We start from the raw sequence: 16,532 nt of genomic DNA on the forward strand, positions 1-16,532 counted from the left end.
GGGAGACCAGTAGCGAGGGAAGTTAAGCCGCGTTCTCGATGCCGAGCTCGCCGAGCTTGCGATAGAGGGTGGAGCGGCCGATGCCGAGGCGGCGGGCGACTTCGGTCATGCGCCCGCGATAATGGCCGATGGCGAGGCGGATCACGTCGGATTCGATGTCGTCGAGCTTCCGGAGATGGCCGTCGGGCTCGTAAAGGGTGATGCCGGGGCCGTGGGCCATGGCCGCGGTCGCGGACGCGCCGTTGAGACGCTTGGCGTGATAGTCGTCGACCCGGCGGCCATAGGTGGCCTCGGCGGCGATCTGCGGGAAATCGGCGGCGGTGAGGGCGTCGCTTTCGCACAAGACGGCGGCCCGGAAGAGCGCGTTCTGGAGCTGGCGGACGTTGCCCGGCCAACCGTAGGACATCAGCACCGCAAGACCGTCGTCGGTGATCGACAGGTGGCGCATTCCGGGCTGCTCGGCGATCCGCGACAGCAGGTGGCGGGCGAGGCCGGGAAGGTCGGTGATCCGGTCGCGCAGCGGCGGGATCGCGACATGGACGACGTTGAGCCGGTAATAGAGGTCCTCGCGGAAATTGCCGGAGGCGACCTCGTCATTGAGGCGGCGGTTGGTCGCGGCGATGATGCGCACGTCGACGGTGTTGGTGATTCGGCTGCCGAGCCGCTGGATCTCGCCGCTCTCGATGGCCCGGAGCAATTTGACCTGGGTGTCGAGCGGAAGCTCGCCGACCTCGTCGAGGAAGATTGTCGAGCCGTCGGCATCCTCGAAACGGCCGACATGGCGGTCGAACGCGCCGGTAAAAGCGCCTTTCTCATGACCGAACAGGACCGACTCGACGAGATTCTGCGGAATCGCGCCGCAATTGACGATGTGGAGCTGCTTCTTGCCGCGCGGGCTGGCGGCGTGGATCGCCTGGGCGATGATCTCCTTGCCGGTGCCGCTCTCGCCCTCGATGAGGACCGGCACCCGGGCGCGGGCGGCCTTGGCGGCGACCGCGAGGGCCGAGCGGAACAGCGGCGCCGAGCCGACGATCTCGTCGAAGCCCAGCGGCTTGCTGATCTTCTCGGACAGCGGGCGAAGCTCGCCCGACGATTTACGGCGGTCGGTCGCGGCGTCGAGCGCGACGAGCAGCCGATCGGGCGCGAGCGGTTTGACCAGGAAGTCGTTGGCGCCGGCGCGCATTGCCTCGACCGCGGTCGCGACCGAGGTCTGGGCGGTCAGCACCAGCAGCGGGAGATTGGGTCGCAGAGCGCGGATTTCGCGGATCTGCTGCGCGCCTTCCTCGCCGGGCAGCCACAGATCGAGCACGATCGCATCGAACTGGGGCTCCTGGGGATCGGACAGCATCTTCTGCGCCGTTTCGACGTCGGACGCGCCGCGCACCCACCAGCCGGCGCGCGCGCCGATGGCGCTCACCAGCCGCCGCTGCGCCGGTTCGTCGTCGATCAGAAGCAGGCAGCGGGTCGGATCTGGACGCATATCAACCTTCCATGGAGGGCTTCGTCCTACTCCCGACTGGTAAAAGCGGCCTTAAGCGGCGACGCCCGCCTGCTGCTTCCATCGCGCAAGGGACGTTGTTAGAAGGGCGCCCGCAACGACGCATAAGAGGACTTCAATGGCTGGCGAGATCGATCATCAGAAGGAATTTCAGGCCCATGCGGGGACCTATGATTTCTTCATCAAGCTGATGGCCCGAAGCACGATCGCTGCCGTCGTCGCCACTGCGATCGTGATCTGGCTGATCGTCACCTAAAGGGGGAGCGTAGCGGGGGATGAAGATCGCGGTCCTCAAGGAGACGGCCGACGGGGAGCGCCGCGTCGCGGCCACTCCGGAGACCGCGAAGAAATTCATCGCCTTGGGCGCCAGCGTCGCGGTCGAGGCCGGGGCCGGCGCCGACGCCTCGATCTCCAACGAGGATTATGCGGCGGCGGGCGCAATCGTCGCGCCGCGCCACGAAGTGCTGACCGGCGCCGAGGCGGTGCTGGCGGTGCAGGCGCCGGATCCTGGCGAGTTGAACGGCATTGCGCCGGGCGCCTTGATCGTCGCGGCGCTCGACCCGTTCCGCAACCGCGAGCGGATCGACGGCTATGCTGCCAAGGGCGTCGAGGCGCTGGCGATGGAGTTCATGCCGCGCATCACCCGCGCGCAATCGATGGACATCTTGTCGAGCCAGGCGAACCTCGCCGGCTACAAGGCGGTGCTCGACGCGGCGGCGGAATATGGCCGCGCCTTCCCGATGATGATGACTGCTGCGGGCACCGTGGCGGCGGCCAAGCTGTTCGTCATGGGGGTCGGAGTCGCGGGCCTTCAGGCGATCGCGACGGGACGGCGACTCGGCGCGCAGGTGTCGGCGACGGACGTGCGCAGCGCGACCAAGGAGCAGATCATGTCGCTCGGCGCGAAGCCGATCTTCGTCGAGAATGTCGCCGGCATCGAAGGCGAGGGCGCGGGCGGCTACGCGACCGAGATGTCCGACGAATATAAGGCGGCGCAGGCTGAGTTGGTCTCCAGCCACATCGCCAAGCAGGACATCGTCATCACCACCGCGCTGATCCCCGGCAAGCCGGCGCCGCGGCTGATCAGCGACGTACAGCTGCAGGCGATGCGGCCGGGCAGTGTGATCGTCGACCTCGCGGTCGAGCAGGGCGGCAATGTCGAGGGATCGGCGCCCGGCGAGGTGGTGGTGCGTCACGGCGTCAAGATCGTCGGCCACCGCAACGTCGCCTCGCGCCTCGCCGCCGACGCGTCGGCGCTCTACGCGCGCAACCTCTACAATTTCCTCAGCGCCTTCTGGGACGCGGAGACCAAGCGGCCGGTGCTCCCCGACGATGACGAGATCGTTCAGGGCGTGCGGCTGACCCGCGGCGGCCAGGTGGTGAACGAGAGGCTGCTGGGCGCCTGATCATGGGTTTCTTCTCCGCAACCGAGACCAGCGTCGACGACGTCCAGCGCGATTATGCGCCGATCCTGATTCCGGGCGAGAATGTGCTCGCGGCGTTCAAGACGGTTCGGGACCTGGTGTTCCTGACCAATTATCGGCTGGCTTTGGTCGACGTGCAGGGGCTGACCGGGCGCAAGGTCGACGTTCAGTCGATCCCGTACAAGTCGATCGTGCGCTACAGCGTCGAAACCGCGGGCACGTTCGATCTCGATGCGGACGTCAAGATCTGGGTGTCGGGCAGCGCGGCGCCGATCGAGGTCAAGATCGGGCGCGGCAGCAACACGGTCGGCGTGCAGCAGATCCTCGCGCGCGGCGTGTTCGGGCCGCGCTAGCGCGCTCGCGCCGGGACGCCCCAGACGGTCGCCCCCGCGGGCACATCCTCCACGACCACCGCGCCCATGCCGATGGTCGCGCCTTCGCCGATGACGAGCGGGCGGTCGGGGCTGCCGTTGCGGATCACCGCGCCGGCGCCGACGAACACGCCGTCGCCGATATGGACATTGCCGTTGCAGGTCGTTCGCGGCGAGAAGGTGACATAGTCGCCGATCACGCAGTCGTGCGAGACCTGGGCGAAGACATTGGCCTGGAAATGGCGGCCGATCGTCACGGCGTTGTTGATCGCCACGAAATCGCAGATCTGGGCGCCCTCGACGATGCGGGCGGAAGGCGAGACGATGGCGCTAGATGCGACCACCGAGCCGAAAGCGCGGCCGGCGAAGCGCTCGGCCACCGCCTTGCGGCCTGACGAGCTGCCAAGCGCGAGGACCAGGCGATCGTCGGGCTGGAGCGCGTCGGGGGCGATGAGGGGCACGCCCTGCACGTCCGCGCCGTCCGGCTCGTCGACGACGAAGACGATGGGCCAATCGGTGCTGCGCCTGGCAATGTCGGCCAGCTCGCGACCCATGCCTCCCGCGCCGAAGATTGCCAGCCTCACCCGCATACCCCTCGCTAGTCCTTCGCCTTCGCTAAGGCGCGCACGGCCGCGGAACAAGCGTCTCGACAGCCCCAAATTCCGCGGTCAAAGTGCCGGCCACAAAAGGGGGCGCTGATGGACTTCATCTCGATCCTGTCGATCTTCGTGCTGGCCTGCTTCGTCGGCTATTTCGTGGTTTGGTCGGTGACGCCCGCGCTGCACACGCCGCTGATGGCGGTGACCAATGCAATCTCATCGGTGATCATCGTCGGCGCGCTGGTCGCGGCGGCCGCGGGCGGCTCGCCGTCCGCGAAGTGGCTAGGCCTCGCAGCGGTGGTGATGGCGAGCGTCAACATCTTCGGCGGCTTCGCGGTCACCGAGCGGATGCTCGCCATGTACAAGAAGAAAGAGCGGAAGTGACGGCGCTGAGCGGCGTGGTCGCTGACGAAGGGGGCTGTTGATGGAGCATGTCGCGGTCAGTCCATGGGTGATGCTGGCGTATCTCGTCGCCGGCGTGTGTTTCATCATCGCGCTTCGGGGGCTCTCGAGCCCTGAATCGAGCCGTGCCGGCAACCGCGCCGGAATGATCGGCATGGCCATCGCGGTGATTACCACCCTGGTGACTCACGATGTGGCGAGCCTGCCGGAGATCGGCATCGCCATCGCGATCGGCGGCGCCATCGGCTTCGTCATCGCCAAGCGCATCGCGATGACTGCGATGCCGCAGCTGGTCGCGGCGTTCCACTCGCTGGTCGGTCTCGCCGCGGTGCTGGTCGGAGCGGCGGCCTATCTCAATCCGGAGGCTTTCGGGATCGTCGGCGCAACCGGGGAAATCCTGACCGTCAGCCGGGTCGAGATGGGCCTGGGCGTGGCGATCGGCGCGATCACCTTCTCGGGATCGGTGATCGCGTTCCTCAAATTGAACGGCAACATGTCGGGCAAGCCGATCATCCTGCCCGCGCGTCATTTCATCAATCTCGGCACGCTGGCGGCGATCCTCGGCCTCATCGCCTATTTCACCCAGGATCAGGACCCGTGGGTGTTCTGGACCGTGACGGGATTGTCCTTCGCGATCGGTTTCCTGCTGATCATCCCGATCGGCGGGGCGGACATGCCGGTCGTGGTCTCCATGCTGAACAGCTATTCGGGCTGGGCGGCGGCGGCGATGGGCTTCACGCTGCACAATACGGCGATGATCATCACCGGGGCGCTGGTCGGCGCGTCCGGCGCGATCCTTTCCTACATCATGTGTCGGGCGATGAACCGCAGCTTCATCAGCGTGATCGCCGGCGGCTTCGGCGGCGATGCTGCCGCGGCCGGCGGCGGCACGGCGATCGACCGGCCCTGGAAGCGGGGCTCGGCCGAGGACGCGGCCTTCCTGATGAAGCAGGCCGAGCAGGTCATCATCGTCCCTGGCTACGGCATGGCGGTGGCGCAGGCGCAGCATGCGCTGAGGGAGATGGGCGACCTGCTCGAGGCGGAAGGCGTGACGGTGAAGTATGCCATCCATCCAGTCGCGGGCCGAATGCCGGGCCACATGAACGTGCTGCTCGCCGAGGCCAGCGTCGATTACGACAAGGTGTTCGAGCTCGAGGACATCAACTCGGAATTCGCCCGCTCCGACGTCGCCTTCGTGATTGGCGCCAACGACGTCACCAACCCGGCCGCCAAGACCGACAAGACGTCGCCGATCTACGGCATGCCGGTGCTCGACGTGGAGAAGGCCAAGACGGTGCTGTTCGTGAAGCGCAGCATGGGCGGCGTCGGCTATGCCGGCGTCGACAACGAGGTCTTCTACCGCGACAACACCATGATGCTCCTCGCCGACGCCAAGAAGATGGTCGAGGACATCGTGAAGTCGATGGGGTGAGCGGAGCCCCCAGCGAACCTGTGGGAACCCGCAGGGTGTTTGGTCCGAAATGGAGTCATTTCGGCGACTGCCGGGGACACCGAAACGAGACTAACTGTCTCTTGCACGATGCCGCCAAGCCAATCGCCGCGCTTTCTCAGAACCGGTCCCGCCGCCCGTCGGTCCACTGCGCCTCGAAACTTTCGCCATGATTAGAGAGGCTTGCTCCGGCGTATCGCCTCCGTTCCGGAGCAGAAGCGGGTTCCATCCGGTTCACGATCGACGCAGCCTCCATTCCGGACCATTTGGGGGGACGCGGCCGTGGCGCCGGAATGCGCGCATCAGGCGCTGGAAATGATCCGTTATTCGAACGAACCGGTCGTGCTGCTGTTCGGCGACAGCGACGAGGGGCTCGATCGTGGGCGGCGCGCGGCCGAGCTGAGCGGCTGCCGCGTCGCAGATGCGCTGCCGATCCACGGGGGCGTGGAGCGGCTGGACGCGCAGCTCGGCGAGACCATGGTGTTCGTCGACGCGGCCAAGCCGTCCGAAGCGCTCGACATGCTGCTGGACCGGCTCGACGGGATGGCGCGCCATGAGCGGCGGGCGAGCGTGGTTGCGGCGCCGGCGGCGATGATCGATGCCGTCGCGGCGCGCGCCTTCCACCCGGCGGTGATGCAGCTCGTCGACGAAAGCGAGCGAAGCCACGCCGCCGCGCTCGCTTTGGCCGCTGAAAGCCGCCCGGATCGTGTCGCAGAGCCCAGAGGCGCCAATGGGATCGCGATGCTCGCCCAGCTCAGTGAGGAAGCCGCGCGGATCGCCGACGTCCTCGCTTCGCTGTCGGAAGGCGACCCGATCATCGTCGCCTCGCCGGCTCGCAGCGACGATCCGGACGCAGGCGAGGTCACCGCCGCCCAGGTTCGCGCGATCATCCGCGCGCGGCGCATGCGCGATCAGTTCTTTCGTGGTGAGATCTTCGCCGATCCGGCCTTCGACATGCTCCTCGACCTGTATGCGGCGCGGCTCGAGGGACACCGGGTGGCGGTGTCTAGCCTGTGCATCGCGGCGGCCGTGCCGGCGACAACGGCGCTCAGGTGGATCAAGCAGCTGACCGACCGCGGCCTGTTCGTCCGCCAGGCCGACCCGCAGGATGGACGCCGAATCTATATCGAGCTGAGCGAGGGGGCGGCGAAGGCGATGGGCAATTATCTTGCCGCGGTGCAGCGGATCGCGCCATCGGTCGTGTGATGGTGGGCGCTGACGGGCTCGAACCGCCGACCCTCTCGGTGTAAACGAGATGCTCTACCAACTGAGCTAAGCGCCCTTGCGCGTGACGCACTGCCATGCGGCATGGGGCGCGGCAAGCCCCGGCCTAAAGCCAGCCCAGCACCGCGAGCAGGATGACCGACCCGACCATCGTGATCAGGAGCGATCCGGCGCAGCCGGCGCGGTTGGAGAAGAACAGGAACATGGCCGCTGAACGCCGGCGCGTTCGGGCGGGTCCCTAGAGGCTTCGGATCAGCTTGACCGCGACGGCGGCCCAGGGCGGGTCGGCGAGGACGGTCTGACGGGCGCCGGCGCCGAGCGGGAGCAGATGGATCTTGCCTGGGTCCCGTCCGATCAGACGGCCGAACAGGAAACGGCCGGCGGGACGGGGGACGAGGATGTCGCGGTTGAGGGCGCGGGCGAAGTCGTCCGGCCCGAGACGGTCGAGCCAGATCTCGTCGCCCGAGCGATAGTCGCCGATGCCGGCCTCGACGCGGATCGCGACCTGGCCGGGCTCGGGGCGGGGCGGAAGCAGCACGCCTTCGCGCCGCGGCGCATGGACGCCGCTTGCGCCCAGTAGCGCGGCCACCGGTACGTCCTCGCGCTCCGGCAGATCGACGAGGTCCGCGGCGTCGACACCGAGCGCCCTGGCGATGCGGTTGAGCCAGCCGACCGAGACCGTGCGCGTGCCGGTCTCAAGCCGTCCGACGGTCTGCGGCGTGGTCGGCGGGTCGCAGCGCGTCGCCACATCTTGAAGAGTCATGCCGCGGGCACGACGGACCTCTCGGATACGGGTGATCATGACAGCGTCCTTCGCGCGTTCTTGAACCAATAAGGTGAAATCACTTTCCTACAGATATGCCGAAATGGCAAGTGCCGGACTTGGGTGATTCGCAAGCGAGGAGCGATGCGATGGGTGGGCGGCTGCTGAAGGAGAAGCGGGTCGTGGTGACGGGGGTGTGCGACGCCCCATCCCCGTCCGTCACGGACAAATGGTCTTCATCTTCCAGGCCGGGCCGGGGAGGGACGGGCCGGTCCGTCACCGTGAATATCGCGGAGTCGCCGCTGGGCTGGCTGCGGGCGCGGGGACATGTCAGCGGGCGCCAGTTCGATGCCGGCGAGCAACTGCGCGGCGATTGGGAGCGGTCGCAGCTCGCGCCATCGGTCACGATGCGCTGGGACGCGGCGCCGGTGGGAAGGAGCGCGACCGGCGCGGCGCTCGATCCGACCGAGGCCCAGCTGGCGGCGCGGCGGCGGTTCGATGCGGCGGTGGCCGCGGTCGGCCCGGGATTGACCGATATTCTGTGGCGAGTCGTCTGCGCCGGCGAAGGCATGCGCGAGGCCGAACGGGCCCTCGGCTGGCCGGCGCGGGCAGGCAAGCTGGTCCTGTGCCTCGCACTCGACCGGCTGGCCGATCATTATGGCATGCGATGAGCACTCTTGGCGTCACGTCGAGGGCGTGGCAGCACAGGATCGATGCGCCGCAAAATCATTCTCGGACTCGTGCTGCTCGGCCTCGCGGCCTGGCTACTCGTCGTCTCGTTCGGAGAGATCGCCTTCTGGTGAGCGGCATGGGGGCGCGATCGGACGCCCCCATGCCCGTCACGCGGTCAGCTGCGGCACTCGCCGGTGCGGCGGCCGGTTACGCGGACCTCGGTGTTGACGTTCTGGCCGGAGGCCTGAGTCTCCGAGTTCATGGTCATGTCCATGCTGTCACGGGTGTAGGTGCCGGCGACGGTGGCGCGCATGGACGTGCCCTGCTGGTTGCACTGGATCGTGCCGCTGATGCGGCCGTCCGCCATGCGGTAGTCGTCCGACGTGCAGCCCTGCTGACCGCCGCCAGCGAAGTCGGCGCCCGGATTGCGGGCCTGCTCCGGAGTCAGACACTGGCTGACCGTTTGCGGCGGCGGCAAGGGCACGTTGGCGCCCTGCGGCAGGCCGGGGGCCTCCATCTTGGTGATCGCGACGTTCATGTCCCATTGGCCGGGTTCGAGCACCGTCGATTCGCCGCCGCACCCCGCCAGCAAGCTCGTGCTCAGCAGCGCCGGTATTGCCAATCTCTTCATGATGGTCCCCTCCTGCCCCTGAAGGTGCGGCTATAGCCCCATTGCGGGGGTGGAACAATGTCAGCGGGCGGAGGCTTGCCGTGCCAAAGGCAGGCGCCTAGGCCAGTTGCAAGGGGCAACCGAAATTGGGGAGTCGGGCAATGATCGTCTACGGCGCGTCGATGTCGCCTTATGTGCGCAAGGTGCTGGCCTTCGGCGTCGAAAAGGGCCTCGAGCTCGAGAACAAGCCGGTCGGGCTGGGCGACCAGGATCCGGAATTCCGCGCGGCGAGTCCGTTCGGAAAAATCCCAGGCTTTCGCGACGGCGACTTCGCCATTTCGGATTCGACCGCGATCATCATGTATCTCGACGCGGTCGCGCCGGAGCCGAACCTGATCCCGACCGAGCCCAAGGCGCGGGCGCGGACCTTCTGGTGGGACGAGTTTGCCGACACGATCCTGATGGATTGCGGGCGCAAGATGTTCTTCAATCGCGTCGTGTCGCCTCTCTTCATGGGCAAGCCGGGCGACGAAGCCACCGCGATGAAGGCCGAGTGCGAGGAGCTGCCGCGGCTGGTCGATTATCTCGAGCCGAACATCCCGGCTTCCGGCTTCCTGGTCGAGGACCGGATCACACTCGCCGACCTGGCCGTGGCGAGCCCGTTCGCGAACATCACGCGCCACCTCAACGTCGCGATCGACGCGGGCCGATATCCGCGGGTGACGGGTTACATCCAGGGGATTCTCGATCGGCCGAGCTTCAAGCCGATGATCGAGAAGGAGACGCGTTTCCTCGAAAAGGTGCGGGCACAAATACCGGCCTGAGCGTCCCCGTTCGCGACAGGGCCGCTCTTCCTCTGGCGGGAGTCGGTGAGATCGCTTAAGCGCCCCGAATGTTTCGGGGATTGTACGATTGGACGCTGAGGCTTGCCCACCACCGCCATGCGGTGCGCTCGATGGCGGCCGTGTCGTTCGCGGAATCGAGCTTCTTTCCGATCCCACCCGACGTGGTGCTGGTGCCCGTCGTGCTCGCCAACCGCGACCGCGCCTATACGATTGCCGCCATCTGTACGATCGCCTCGGTGCTGGGCGGCGTGCTCGGCTATTTCATCGGCTATGCGCTGCTCGAGACGGTCGGGCAGTGGCTGATCCGGCTCTACGGCATGGGCGACGGCATCGCCCAGTTCCAGGAGACGTTCGAAACCTATGGCGCATGGATCATCCTCGCCAAGGGCCTGACCCCGATCCCGTTCAAGCTGATCACCATCGCCAGCGGAATCGCCCAGTTCAGCTTCGGGATATTCATCGTCACGGCGGTGATCACCCGAGCGTTCCGCTTCTTCCTCATCGCCTTCCTGCTCAAGCGCTTCGGCGAGCCGGTGCAGGCCTTCATCGAGCGCCGGCTGACCCTGGTCGGCTGGGCCGTGCTGATCGCTCTGATCGGGGGCTTTGCCGCCGTAGCCCTGATCTAGGGCAAGTCGGCCGGTAGGGCGGCCTCAATGGGCCCTGGTCGTAGGATGGGGTCGGAAGGACGCAAGCCGGTGGCCTTCGCGCCAGAGCTCGACCCGGTCGTCGCTCGGACGTTGCGCAGCCTGTTGCACCGCCTCGACATAGTCGGGCGCGTCGATCTCTTCCCAGCGCTCAAGCAGGTTGGCGCGAAAGAATAGCAGGCGGTAGGTCGGCATCGTCCTCGTCCATGCGAACACAAGCGAACAAGCCGCCCGTCGGTTTCATGGCGAGAGAGGAAGGGCCCGCCCCCACTGCCCAGGTTTCGGAAAGCCGGGGTGCGGCCTACTGACTGTTGCCGGCAATATTGGTCGTGGCGCCGCTGTCGGTCGCGCCGGTGTTGGCCGAGACGTTGGCGCCGACCTCCAGCGAGGTGTTGCCGGCAGTGTTGCGATCCGGACCGGCGCCGGTGCCGAGATCGGCATTGTCGTCGATCGGCGGCAGGGTCTCCGTGCCGAGCGTGTTGGCGCTGGTGTTGTCGGCCTCGGTCCCACCGCCGCAAGCGGTGAGGGCGAGCAGGCTGGCCGGGACCAGCGCAAGAGGGAGAGTGCGCATCGGCTGATGTCCCCGTCCGTGAATGACAGCGGCTTGAATGGCAGAGGGGGTACATGCGGTTCAAGACGTGTCGAATTCCGAGAAGCCGCAATGTGTTAACCCTCTTCCTGGGGAACCCGAGCGCGGTCAGGGTCATTCCGGTCACGGTCTTATTCAGAGGAGGGACCCTTGGGCAGCAGCCGCGTGGCGGGGCTGATCCGCGACGGGGAGAGTGGAGCGACGCGGGCGCGCGGCCTGACGGCGCAGCTGAGAACGGCGCCGGCGAGCTACGCCGTGCGGATCCGCGACTTGTCCGCGCTTGGCGCGCGGATCGAAGCCGAAAGGCTGCCCAGCCCGGGAATGATCGTGTGCCTTCAGCGCGGCGGAGCGGCGGTGTTCGGGGTCATGGCATGGGTCGAAGACGGCCAAGGCGGCATCCTCTTCGACGAGGAGCTCGACACGCAGATATTTGGCGCGGAGCCACAGGGAGCGGAGCGCCTTGCCCGCGCCGCTTCGGCTGGCGAAATATGGGCTCGGCTGAGATAGTCGTGAAATGCCAGCGAACCTATATGGCACTTTATCCTTGACAGCGTCACGCTAATGTGGCACTAATTGCACAAGCTGAGGAATTGTAGCTGATTCGCGGGGCCGGCCGATGGACGGGAGCTCTCGCCGGCTCGACCCCGCGTAGCGAGGCCAGGACCGGCGCGGAAATCTCGCTAGCAGCCCCGCGCGGCACCGGCGGCGTCCACGTGAACAGCCGATAGAGCAGGGTGAAGGCCAGGATCAGGGCCAAGGCGGCCAGCATCAGGACCGCGACGAGCACGCGGCCCCGGCAGCCGACAATCCGGTTGTCGCTGGTTATGACTTCTTCGTTTCTGTCGCTTGGCTCCATCGGAACACCATTTCCGCTGCGTGCAGCGAACGCGTAGGAGCCTCCAGCCGTTTCCGGATGGGCGCCGCGGGGTTTGCGGCCCGAATTTGACCAACGCAGCCAGGATTCCCGGCTTACGAGGTGACACATGAAATGGTTCGGCCGAAAGGGCGCGCGGGAAGCCGCGCGGCCTTTTTTGTTGCGGGGACTGTGGGGACAGGCGGGCGAGCCCTTGCCGCGATCCTACGAAGCCCAGGTGCGCGCAGCCTATCTCGGCAACGCCGTGGCGCAGCGCGCGGTGCGCCTGGTGGCGGAAGCGCTGGCGTCGATCACCATCGACGCGTCCGGGAGAGCGGACGGCAGCACTCCGATGGGCTTTGGACAGGCGGTGTCGCTGATCGACCCGGCTCTTCTCGAGAGCATCGGCACCCAGTTGCTGCTTCATGGCAACGCCTTCGTTCACGTCGCGCAGGACGGGGAAGGGCAGCCGGCGCGGCTGTTCCCGCTCCGGCCAGAGCGGGTGAAGGTCGAGCCCGACGGCACGGGCTGGCCCACGTCCTACCTGTACCGCATCGGTGAAACAAAGCGGCGTTTCCAGATTCGGGATGGGCTGGGTCGGCCGGAGGTTATGCATATCCGCTCGGTCCACCCGCTCGACGACCATTATGGGCTCGGGTGCCTGGGGGCGGCCGCGGCGGCGGTAGCGGTGCACAATGCGGCAGGGCGATGGAACAAGGCGCTGCTGGACAATGCGGCGCGTCCGTCCGGAGCCTTGGTCTATCAACCCGACGATGGCGCGGCGCTGTCGCCGGCGCAGTTCGAGCGGCTGCGCGAGGAAATGGAGGCGCAGTTCGCCGGCGCCGGCAATGCCGGGCGGCCGCTGCTGCTCGACGGCGGATTGAAATGGCAGGCGATGAGCCTGTCTCCGGCCGACATGGATTTCGTGGCGTTGAAGGCCGGCGCGGCGCGGGAAATCGCCCTGGTCTTCGGCGTGCCGCCGATGCTGCTCGGACTGCCGGGGGACAATACCTACGCCAATTATCGCGAAGCGGTTCGGTCATTGTGGCGCCTGACCGTGCTGCCGATGGCCGACAGGGTGCTCGGCGCGCTGAGCGAGGGCCTTGGCGCATGGTGGCCGGGGCTGAGGCTCGCGGTCGACATCGACCAGGTGAGCGCCCTGCACGGCGATCGAGCCGAGCTGTGGGCAGCGGTCAGCGCGGCGGATTTCCTGACGCGCGATGAAAAAAGGGAGATGCTGGGCTTCTCCCGGGAGCAGGCGTGATGAGCGACAACGCGGCGATGCTCGCGCAGCTGATGCGGCAGGCGGAGCAGGAGGGCGCAGCGTTGGTGACGCTGCGCGCGCTCGCCGAGGAGGCGAGCGAGGTCGGGGCGGAGCGGGCGCTGTCGCTGCTCGGGCTGACCGGAACGGCGGCGCGACGCGACATGGACGAACTGCGCGAGCTGCTCCAGGCGTGGCGCGACGCCAAGAAATCGGCGTGGCAGGCGGTGGTGACCTGGTTCGTGCGGATCGGCCTGGCGGCGCTGGTCGCCGGCATGGCGGTGAAGCTGGGACTGCTGGAACGGCTGGCAGGATGAGGTTCGCCGGCTATGCGGCGGTGTTCGACCGACCGGACCGAGGCGGCGACGTGGTGCGGCGTGGGGCGTTTGTAAGGGCGCCCGCCGCTCATGCGGTGCCGTTCCTGTGGCAGCATGACCGGACGCGGCCGATCGGCCGGATCGACTACCTGCGCGAAGACGCACGGGGACTGCGAGTGATCGGCCGGGTCGTCGACGCGCAGGCTGTCGCCCTGCTCAAGGCGCGGGCGGTGAGCGGTTTGAGCTTCGGTTACCGCGTGCGCGAGGCGAAGGGCACGGAGCCGCGCGAACTCACCGCCTTGGAGCTGATCGAAGTGAGCCTGGTGACCTTTCCGATGCAGCCGCTGGCGCGGGTGCATGCCATCGAAAATTGAATCGTGGCCGTCGCGGGGATGAGACGGGGTCTGTGAGGGGCGCTTCGGCGCCTCTCTTCATTTTTGAGCGGGAGAGAGGGTGATGGTGGACGTGGTTGCGGATGATGCGCTGGAGGCTTCGTTCGAGGCGCTCGAGCAGGAGCATGTCGAGGTGGAGGGGCTGCGGGCCGAGGTTGCGCAGCTGAGGGCGCGGCTGGCGGCCAGCGAGCGGCCGCCCCTGTCGGGCGCCAAGAGCGAAAGCTCGCCCTTCGTCGAGCGCTACCTGAGAAAAGGCCTCGAGCAGGGCGTCGAGCTGAAGGCGATGTCGGGCGTTTCCGACGCCGCCGGCGGCTATGCGGTGCCCGAGGAGATCGACGCTCAGATCGAGCGGGCGCTGACCGCGATCTCGCCGCTCCGGGCGATCGCGTCGGTCGTGAAGGTCGGAACGGCCGGCTATCGCAAGCTGGTGACGACGGGCGGAACGCCGGCCGGCTGGGTGGCGGAGACGGCAGGGCGGCCGGAGACGGACACGCCGGTGTTCAACGAGATCGCGCCGCCGTTCGGCGAGCTCTACGCCAATCCGGCGGCGAGCCAAGCGATGCTCGACGACGCCGCGTTTGATGTCGAGGCGTGGCTGGCGAGCGAGATCGCGACCGAGTTCGCGCGGGCCGAGGGCGCCGCTTTCGTGTCGGGATCGGGCGTCAATCGGCCGAAGGGGTTTCTCGCCGCGGACACCGCCGAGACGGCAGACGGGGTGCGGCCGTTCGGCACGCTGCAGGTCCTCAAGACCGGCGTCGCCGGCGGCTTCCCGGCGAGCAGCCCGCAGGACAAGCTGATCGATCTGGTCCAGAGCCTGCGCTCGCCGTATCGGCAGGGTGCGGTGTTCGTGATGAACTCGGCGACCGCGGCACGGATCCGCAAGTTCAAGACCAGCGACGGCGCGTTCCTGTGGCAGCCGGGGCTGGTGGCCGGGCAGCCGGACACGTTGCTCGGCTATCCGGTGGTGGAGGCCGAGGACATGCCGGACGTCGCGGCGGACTCGCTGTCGATGGCATTCGGCAACTTCAAGGCGGGCTATCTGATCGCCGAGCGCGCGGAGACCCAGATCCTTCGCGACCCGTTCACCAACAAGCCGTTCGTTCACTTCTACGCCACGCGCCGCGTCGGCGGGCAGGTGATGAACAGCGAGGCGATCAAGCTGCTGAAGTTCGCGGCCTAAGCTTCGCGCGGAGGCGCCGAGGCGGGCAACGTCGGCGTCCTTTCCTGGCTGATAGGAGGTGCGGCGTGAAGCGAGGCCGCAAGGCCTCGTCGACTTTGCGCCTCCGCGCGAACAGCTTTTCCTGGAGATTGCGATGTCCTTGTTCTTTGCGGACCTGGTCCGGGAGTTTTCGCACTCCACCGGCGCGGGCGACCTCGCGCTCGAAGGCGCGTTGCCGGGGCATCGGCGGTTCGGGGACCTCGTGCCGGCTGGGGCGCGGTTTCACTATGCGCTTGCCGGGCTCACCAACCCCAGCGAGTGGGAAACGGGCGAGGGCGAGCTGGGCAGCGGTGCAACGCTGGTGCGCTCCCCGCTCGCGTCCTCGGCCGGTGGGGCGCTGGTCGACTTCTCGCCGGGACTGAAGACGGTGGCGCTGACCGTCGCCGCGGCCTGGTTCGCGGACCAAGACGCGGCGGTCAATGCCGAGCTACCGGCGCTGCAGGCGGCAATCGACGGCAAGGCGCCGCTGGAGCACGATCACGACTCGTCTTACGCGGCGGCCGGGCATGAGCACAGCTTCGCCGCGCTGACCGACAAGCCGACGACCCGCGCGGGCTACGGCATCATCGATGCGCAGCCGCTCGACGCCGAGCTATCCGCGATTTCCAGCCTCGTCTCGGCGGCGGATCGGCTGCCCTATTTCACCGGTGCGGGCACCGCGACGCTGGCGACGTTCACGGCTGCCGGGCGTGCCCTGGTCGATGACGCGGACGCGGCGGCGCAGCGCTCGACGCTTGGTCTTGCTTCGGCGGCGCTGAAGAACACTGGCACCTCGGGCGACGCAGTGCCGCTGCTCAATGGGGCAGCGGATTTCGGTTCCCGCCTGACCGCGGCCGGCGGCGGCATGTTCACGGGCTTCGTGGCGGCGCGCCCGTTCGACGGCATCGAGCTTCGATATGTGGCGGGGATCGGCACGATCCAGGCCGTCACCGCCGCCGGTGCTGCAATGCCCGTGCGCGTGAGCGGCTCCGATGTCCGCATTCACATCAGCGGCGGCGACCGCCTGACCATCGACAATGTCGCCGCCAATTTCACGGTGCCGATCCAGCGCAACGGGACGCAGGTGCTCAATACCCGCATCACCGGGTGGGGCACGATGACCGGCACCGCGACGCGCAGCGCGTGCGACACGGCGACGGTGACAGCGGCGCAGCTGGCCGAGCGGGCCGCGCGCGCGTTCGCTACACGGCCGGCCTGGCGGTGGACTGGAATGGCCTTCCGGAGCCCTTGCGGCAGGGGATCGTGCGGCTCGCCGCGCATCTCTATGCTGCCCGCGGCGAGGCGGACGCGCCGCCCCCTGCCTGCGTCGCCGCGTTGTGGCGGCCGTGGCGGCGGCTGCGGCTCGGCTGATGTTCGGCCGGCTGACGGCGCGCGCGGCGCAGCTGGCCGCGCGGAGCGC

At 67.8% G+C, this 16,532-nt stretch carries 21 protein-coding genes, 1 tRNA gene and 1 pseudogene; 15 read left to right on the top strand and 8 right to left on the bottom strand.

From position 1 onward, the window contains the following. Positions 1-22: 22 nt before the first annotated feature. On the bottom strand, positions 23-1,480 hold the full coding sequence (locus G7B71_RS10275) for a sigma-54 dependent transcriptional regulator (protein ID WP_166040523.1): 1,458 nt from the start codon (positions 1,478-1,480) through the stop codon (positions 23-25). A 136-nt stretch (positions 1,481-1,616) separates the two neighbouring features. On the opposite strand from G7B71_RS10275, the gene G7B71_RS10280 reads away from it, so the two are divergent. Genes G7B71_RS10280 through G7B71_RS10290 form a run of 3 tightly spaced genes read left to right on the top strand, consistent with a single transcriptional unit; the run spans position 1,617 to position 3,275 of the window. Continuing rightward, a complete protein-coding gene (locus G7B71_RS10280) occupies positions 1,617-1,754 on the top strand; it encodes an aa3-type cytochrome c oxidase subunit IV (RefSeq protein WP_166040525.1) in 138 nt (45 codons plus the stop codon). 19 nt (positions 1,755-1,773) lie between these two features. Continuing rightward, positions 1,774-2,904 (top strand): Re/Si-specific NAD(P)(+) transhydrogenase subunit alpha, encoded by a 1,131-nt coding sequence (locus G7B71_RS10285; RefSeq protein WP_166040527.1) that lies wholly within the window; start codon positions 1,774-1,776, stop codon positions 2,902-2,904. Positions 2,905-2,906: 2 nt separating this feature from the next. Beyond that, positions 2,907-3,275, top strand: coding sequence for a PH domain-containing protein (locus tag G7B71_RS10290; protein WP_166040529.1), 369 nt, complete (start codon positions 2,907-2,909; stop codon positions 3,273-3,275). Here G7B71_RS10290 and G7B71_RS10295 read toward each other — a convergent pair. After that, complete coding sequence (locus G7B71_RS10295) at positions 3,272-3,877, bottom strand: acetyltransferase (protein WP_207774769.1); 606 nt, start codon at positions 3,875-3,877, stop codon at positions 3,272-3,274. The two genes, G7B71_RS10290 and G7B71_RS10295, sit on opposite strands and share 4 nt — an antisense overlap. A 114-nt stretch (positions 3,878-3,991) precedes the next feature. Here G7B71_RS10295 and G7B71_RS10300 point away from each other — a divergent pair, with 114 nt between their 5' ends. From G7B71_RS10300 to G7B71_RS10310, 3 genes are all read left to right on the top strand, one after another. Beyond that, a complete protein-coding gene (locus tag G7B71_RS10300; RefSeq protein ID WP_166040533.1) occupies positions 3,992-4,276 on the top strand; it encodes an NAD(P) transhydrogenase subunit alpha in 285 nt (94 codons plus the stop codon). A gap of 40 nt (positions 4,277-4,316) precedes the next feature. After that, positions 4,317-5,726, top strand: coding sequence for an NAD(P)(+) transhydrogenase (Re/Si-specific) subunit beta (locus tag G7B71_RS10305; RefSeq protein ID WP_166040535.1), 1,410 nt, complete (start codon positions 4,317-4,319; stop codon positions 5,724-5,726). 333 nt (positions 5,727-6,059) lie between these two features. Beyond that, complete coding sequence (locus tag G7B71_RS10310) at positions 6,060-6,950, top strand: winged helix DNA-binding protein (protein WP_166040537.1); 891 nt, start codon at positions 6,060-6,062, stop codon at positions 6,948-6,950. Here the strand turns inward: G7B71_RS10310 and G7B71_RS10315 are convergent. Together G7B71_RS10315 and G7B71_RS10320 are read right to left on the bottom strand one after the other, a co-directional pair. Further along, a tRNA-Val gene (locus G7B71_RS10315) sits at positions 6,951-7,026 on the bottom strand. Between the two features lie 180 nt (positions 7,027-7,206). Further along, positions 7,207-7,770 (bottom strand): helix-turn-helix transcriptional regulator, encoded by a 564-nt coding sequence (locus G7B71_RS10320; protein WP_166040539.1) that lies wholly within the window; start codon positions 7,768-7,770, stop codon positions 7,207-7,209. 242 nt (positions 7,771-8,012) lie between these two features. Between G7B71_RS10320 and G7B71_RS10325 the strand changes: the two genes are divergently transcribed. Further along, the gene (locus G7B71_RS10325; protein WP_347708447.1) at positions 8,013-8,402 is read left to right on the top strand and encodes a DUF6456 domain-containing protein; all 390 of its coding nucleotides are present in this window, start codon (positions 8,013-8,015) and stop codon (positions 8,400-8,402) included. A 176-nt stretch (positions 8,403-8,578) separates the two neighbouring features. On the opposite strand, the gene G7B71_RS10330 is transcribed toward G7B71_RS10325, so the two are convergent. Beyond that, positions 8,579-9,034 carry a DUF3617 domain-containing protein gene (locus G7B71_RS10330; RefSeq protein ID WP_166040543.1) on the bottom strand — a complete coding sequence of 152 codons (456 nt, stop codon included), beginning with the start codon at positions 9,032-9,034 and terminating at the stop codon, positions 8,579-8,581. A 140-nt stretch (positions 9,035-9,174) separates the two neighbouring features. On the opposite strand from G7B71_RS10330, the gene G7B71_RS10335 reads away from it, so the two are divergent. Together G7B71_RS10335 and G7B71_RS10340 are read left to right on the top strand one after the other, a co-directional pair. Further along, positions 9,175-9,837 carry a glutathione S-transferase family protein gene (locus tag G7B71_RS10335; RefSeq protein WP_166040545.1) on the top strand — a complete coding sequence of 221 codons (663 nt, stop codon included), beginning with the start codon at positions 9,175-9,177 and terminating at the stop codon, positions 9,835-9,837. A 68-nt stretch (positions 9,838-9,905) separates the two neighbouring features. After that, positions 9,906-10,484, top strand: a complete 579-nt coding sequence (locus G7B71_RS10340; RefSeq protein WP_166040547.1) for a YqaA family protein — start codon at positions 9,906-9,908, stop codon at positions 10,482-10,484. 24 nt (positions 10,485-10,508) lie between these two features. Here the strand turns inward: G7B71_RS10340 and G7B71_RS10345 are convergent, their stop codons facing one another. Further along, positions 10,509-10,697, bottom strand: a complete 189-nt coding sequence (locus G7B71_RS10345) for a hypothetical protein (protein WP_166040549.1) — start codon at positions 10,695-10,697, stop codon at positions 10,509-10,511. 106 nt (positions 10,698-10,803) lie between these two features. Beyond that, the gene (locus tag G7B71_RS10350; RefSeq protein WP_166040551.1) at positions 10,804-11,073 is read right to left on the bottom strand and encodes a hypothetical protein; all 270 of its coding nucleotides are present in this window, start codon (positions 11,071-11,073) and stop codon (positions 10,804-10,806) included. Positions 11,074-11,241: 168 nt separating this feature from the next. Between G7B71_RS10350 and G7B71_RS10355 the strand changes: the two genes are divergently transcribed. Next, complete coding sequence (locus G7B71_RS10355) at positions 11,242-11,598, top strand: hypothetical protein (protein ID WP_166040553.1); 357 nt, start codon at positions 11,242-11,244, stop codon at positions 11,596-11,598. A 46-nt stretch (positions 11,599-11,644) separates the two neighbouring features. Here the strand turns inward: G7B71_RS10355 and G7B71_RS10360 are convergent, their stop codons facing one another. Beyond that, on the bottom strand, positions 11,645-11,947 hold the full coding sequence (locus G7B71_RS10360) for a hypothetical protein (RefSeq protein WP_166040555.1): 303 nt from the start codon (positions 11,945-11,947) through the stop codon (positions 11,645-11,647). A 127-nt stretch (positions 11,948-12,074) separates the two neighbouring features. Between G7B71_RS10360 and G7B71_RS10365 the strand changes: the two genes are divergently transcribed. The 5 genes and pseudogenes from G7B71_RS10365 to G7B71_RS15680 all read left to right on the top strand — a co-directional run. Continuing rightward, positions 12,075-13,208: a phage portal protein gene (locus G7B71_RS10365; RefSeq protein WP_166040557.1), complete on the top strand. Its 1,134-nt coding sequence runs from the start codon at positions 12,075-12,077 to the stop codon at positions 13,206-13,208. Then, a complete protein-coding gene (locus G7B71_RS10370) occupies positions 13,208-13,522 on the top strand; it encodes a DUF6127 family protein (protein ID WP_166040558.1) in 315 nt (104 codons plus the stop codon). The genes G7B71_RS10365 and G7B71_RS10370 overlap by 1 nt, the downstream gene beginning before the upstream one ends. Beyond that, positions 13,519-13,896 carry an HK97 family phage prohead protease gene (locus G7B71_RS10375; protein ID WP_166040560.1) on the top strand — a complete coding sequence of 126 codons (378 nt, stop codon included), beginning with the start codon at positions 13,519-13,521 and terminating at the stop codon, positions 13,894-13,896. Before G7B71_RS10370 ends, G7B71_RS10375 begins: the two co-directional genes overlap by 4 nt. A gap of 82 nt (positions 13,897-13,978) precedes the next feature. Next, positions 13,979-15,094: a phage major capsid protein gene (locus G7B71_RS10380; protein ID WP_166040562.1), complete on the top strand. Its 1,116-nt coding sequence runs from the start codon at positions 13,979-13,981 to the stop codon at positions 15,092-15,094. Positions 15,095-16,294: 1,200 nt separating this feature from the next. Then, positions 16,295-16,483 (top strand): annotated as a pseudogene (locus G7B71_RS15680) (hypothetical protein); the annotation flags it as partial. Positions 16,484-16,532: the final 49 nt, after the last annotated feature.

It is taken from the genome of Sphingosinicella sp. YJ22 (genome assembly GCF_011320075.1).
Classification (GTDB): domain Bacteria; phylum Pseudomonadota; class Alphaproteobacteria; order Sphingomonadales; family Sphingomonadaceae; genus Allosphingosinicella.

Excerpts from the sequence above, each read along its gene's own strand:
- G7B71_RS10345 (WP_166040549.1), bottom strand. The coding sequence starts at position 10,697 with ATGCCGACCTACCGCCTGCTATTCTTTCGCGCCAACCTGCTTGAGCGC.
- G7B71_RS10380 (WP_166040562.1), top strand. The coding sequence starts at position 13,979 with ATGGTGGACGTGGTTGCGGATGATGCGCTGGAGGCTTCGTTCGAGGCG.
- G7B71_RS10360 (WP_166040555.1), bottom strand. The coding sequence starts at position 11,947 with ATGGAGCCAAGCGACAGAAACGAAGAAGTCATAACCAGCGACAACCGG.
- G7B71_RS10305 (WP_166040535.1), top strand. The coding sequence starts at position 4,317 with ATGGAGCATGTCGCGGTCAGTCCATGGGTGATGCTGGCGTATCTCGTC.
- G7B71_RS10370 (WP_166040558.1), top strand. The coding sequence starts at position 13,208 with ATGAGCGACAACGCGGCGATGCTCGCGCAGCTGATGCGGCAGGCGGAG.
- G7B71_RS10340 (WP_166040547.1), top strand. The coding sequence starts at position 9,906 with ATGTTTCGGGGATTGTACGATTGGACGCTGAGGCTTGCCCACCACCGC.
- G7B71_RS10335 (WP_166040545.1), top strand. The coding sequence starts at position 9,175 with ATGATCGTCTACGGCGCGTCGATGTCGCCTTATGTGCGCAAGGTGCTG.
- G7B71_RS10290 (WP_166040529.1), top strand. The coding sequence starts at position 2,907 with ATGGGTTTCTTCTCCGCAACCGAGACCAGCGTCGACGACGTCCAGCGC.
- G7B71_RS10285 (WP_166040527.1), top strand. The coding sequence starts at position 1,774 with ATGAAGATCGCGGTCCTCAAGGAGACGGCCGACGGGGAGCGCCGCGTC.
- G7B71_RS10300 (WP_166040533.1), top strand. The coding sequence starts at position 3,992 with ATGGACTTCATCTCGATCCTGTCGATCTTCGTGCTGGCCTGCTTCGTC.
- G7B71_RS10350 (WP_166040551.1), bottom strand. The coding sequence starts at position 11,073 with ATGCGCACTCTCCCTCTTGCGCTGGTCCCGGCCAGCCTGCTCGCCCTC.
- G7B71_RS10330 (WP_166040543.1), bottom strand. The coding sequence starts at position 9,034 with ATGAAGAGATTGGCAATACCGGCGCTGCTGAGCACGAGCTTGCTGGCG.
- G7B71_RS10320 (WP_166040539.1), bottom strand. The coding sequence starts at position 7,770 with ATGATCACCCGTATCCGAGAGGTCCGTCGTGCCCGCGGCATGACTCTT.
- G7B71_RS10310 (WP_166040537.1), top strand. The coding sequence starts at position 6,060 with ATGATCCGTTATTCGAACGAACCGGTCGTGCTGCTGTTCGGCGACAGC.
- G7B71_RS10365 (WP_166040557.1), top strand. The coding sequence starts at position 12,075 with ATGAAATGGTTCGGCCGAAAGGGCGCGCGGGAAGCCGCGCGGCCTTTT.
- G7B71_RS10280 (WP_166040525.1), top strand. The coding sequence starts at position 1,617 with ATGGCTGGCGAGATCGATCATCAGAAGGAATTTCAGGCCCATGCGGGG.
- G7B71_RS10275 (WP_166040523.1), bottom strand. The coding sequence starts at position 1,480 with ATGCGTCCAGATCCGACCCGCTGCCTGCTTCTGATCGACGACGAACCG.
- G7B71_RS10375 (WP_166040560.1), top strand. The coding sequence starts at position 13,519 with ATGAGGTTCGCCGGCTATGCGGCGGTGTTCGACCGACCGGACCGAGGC.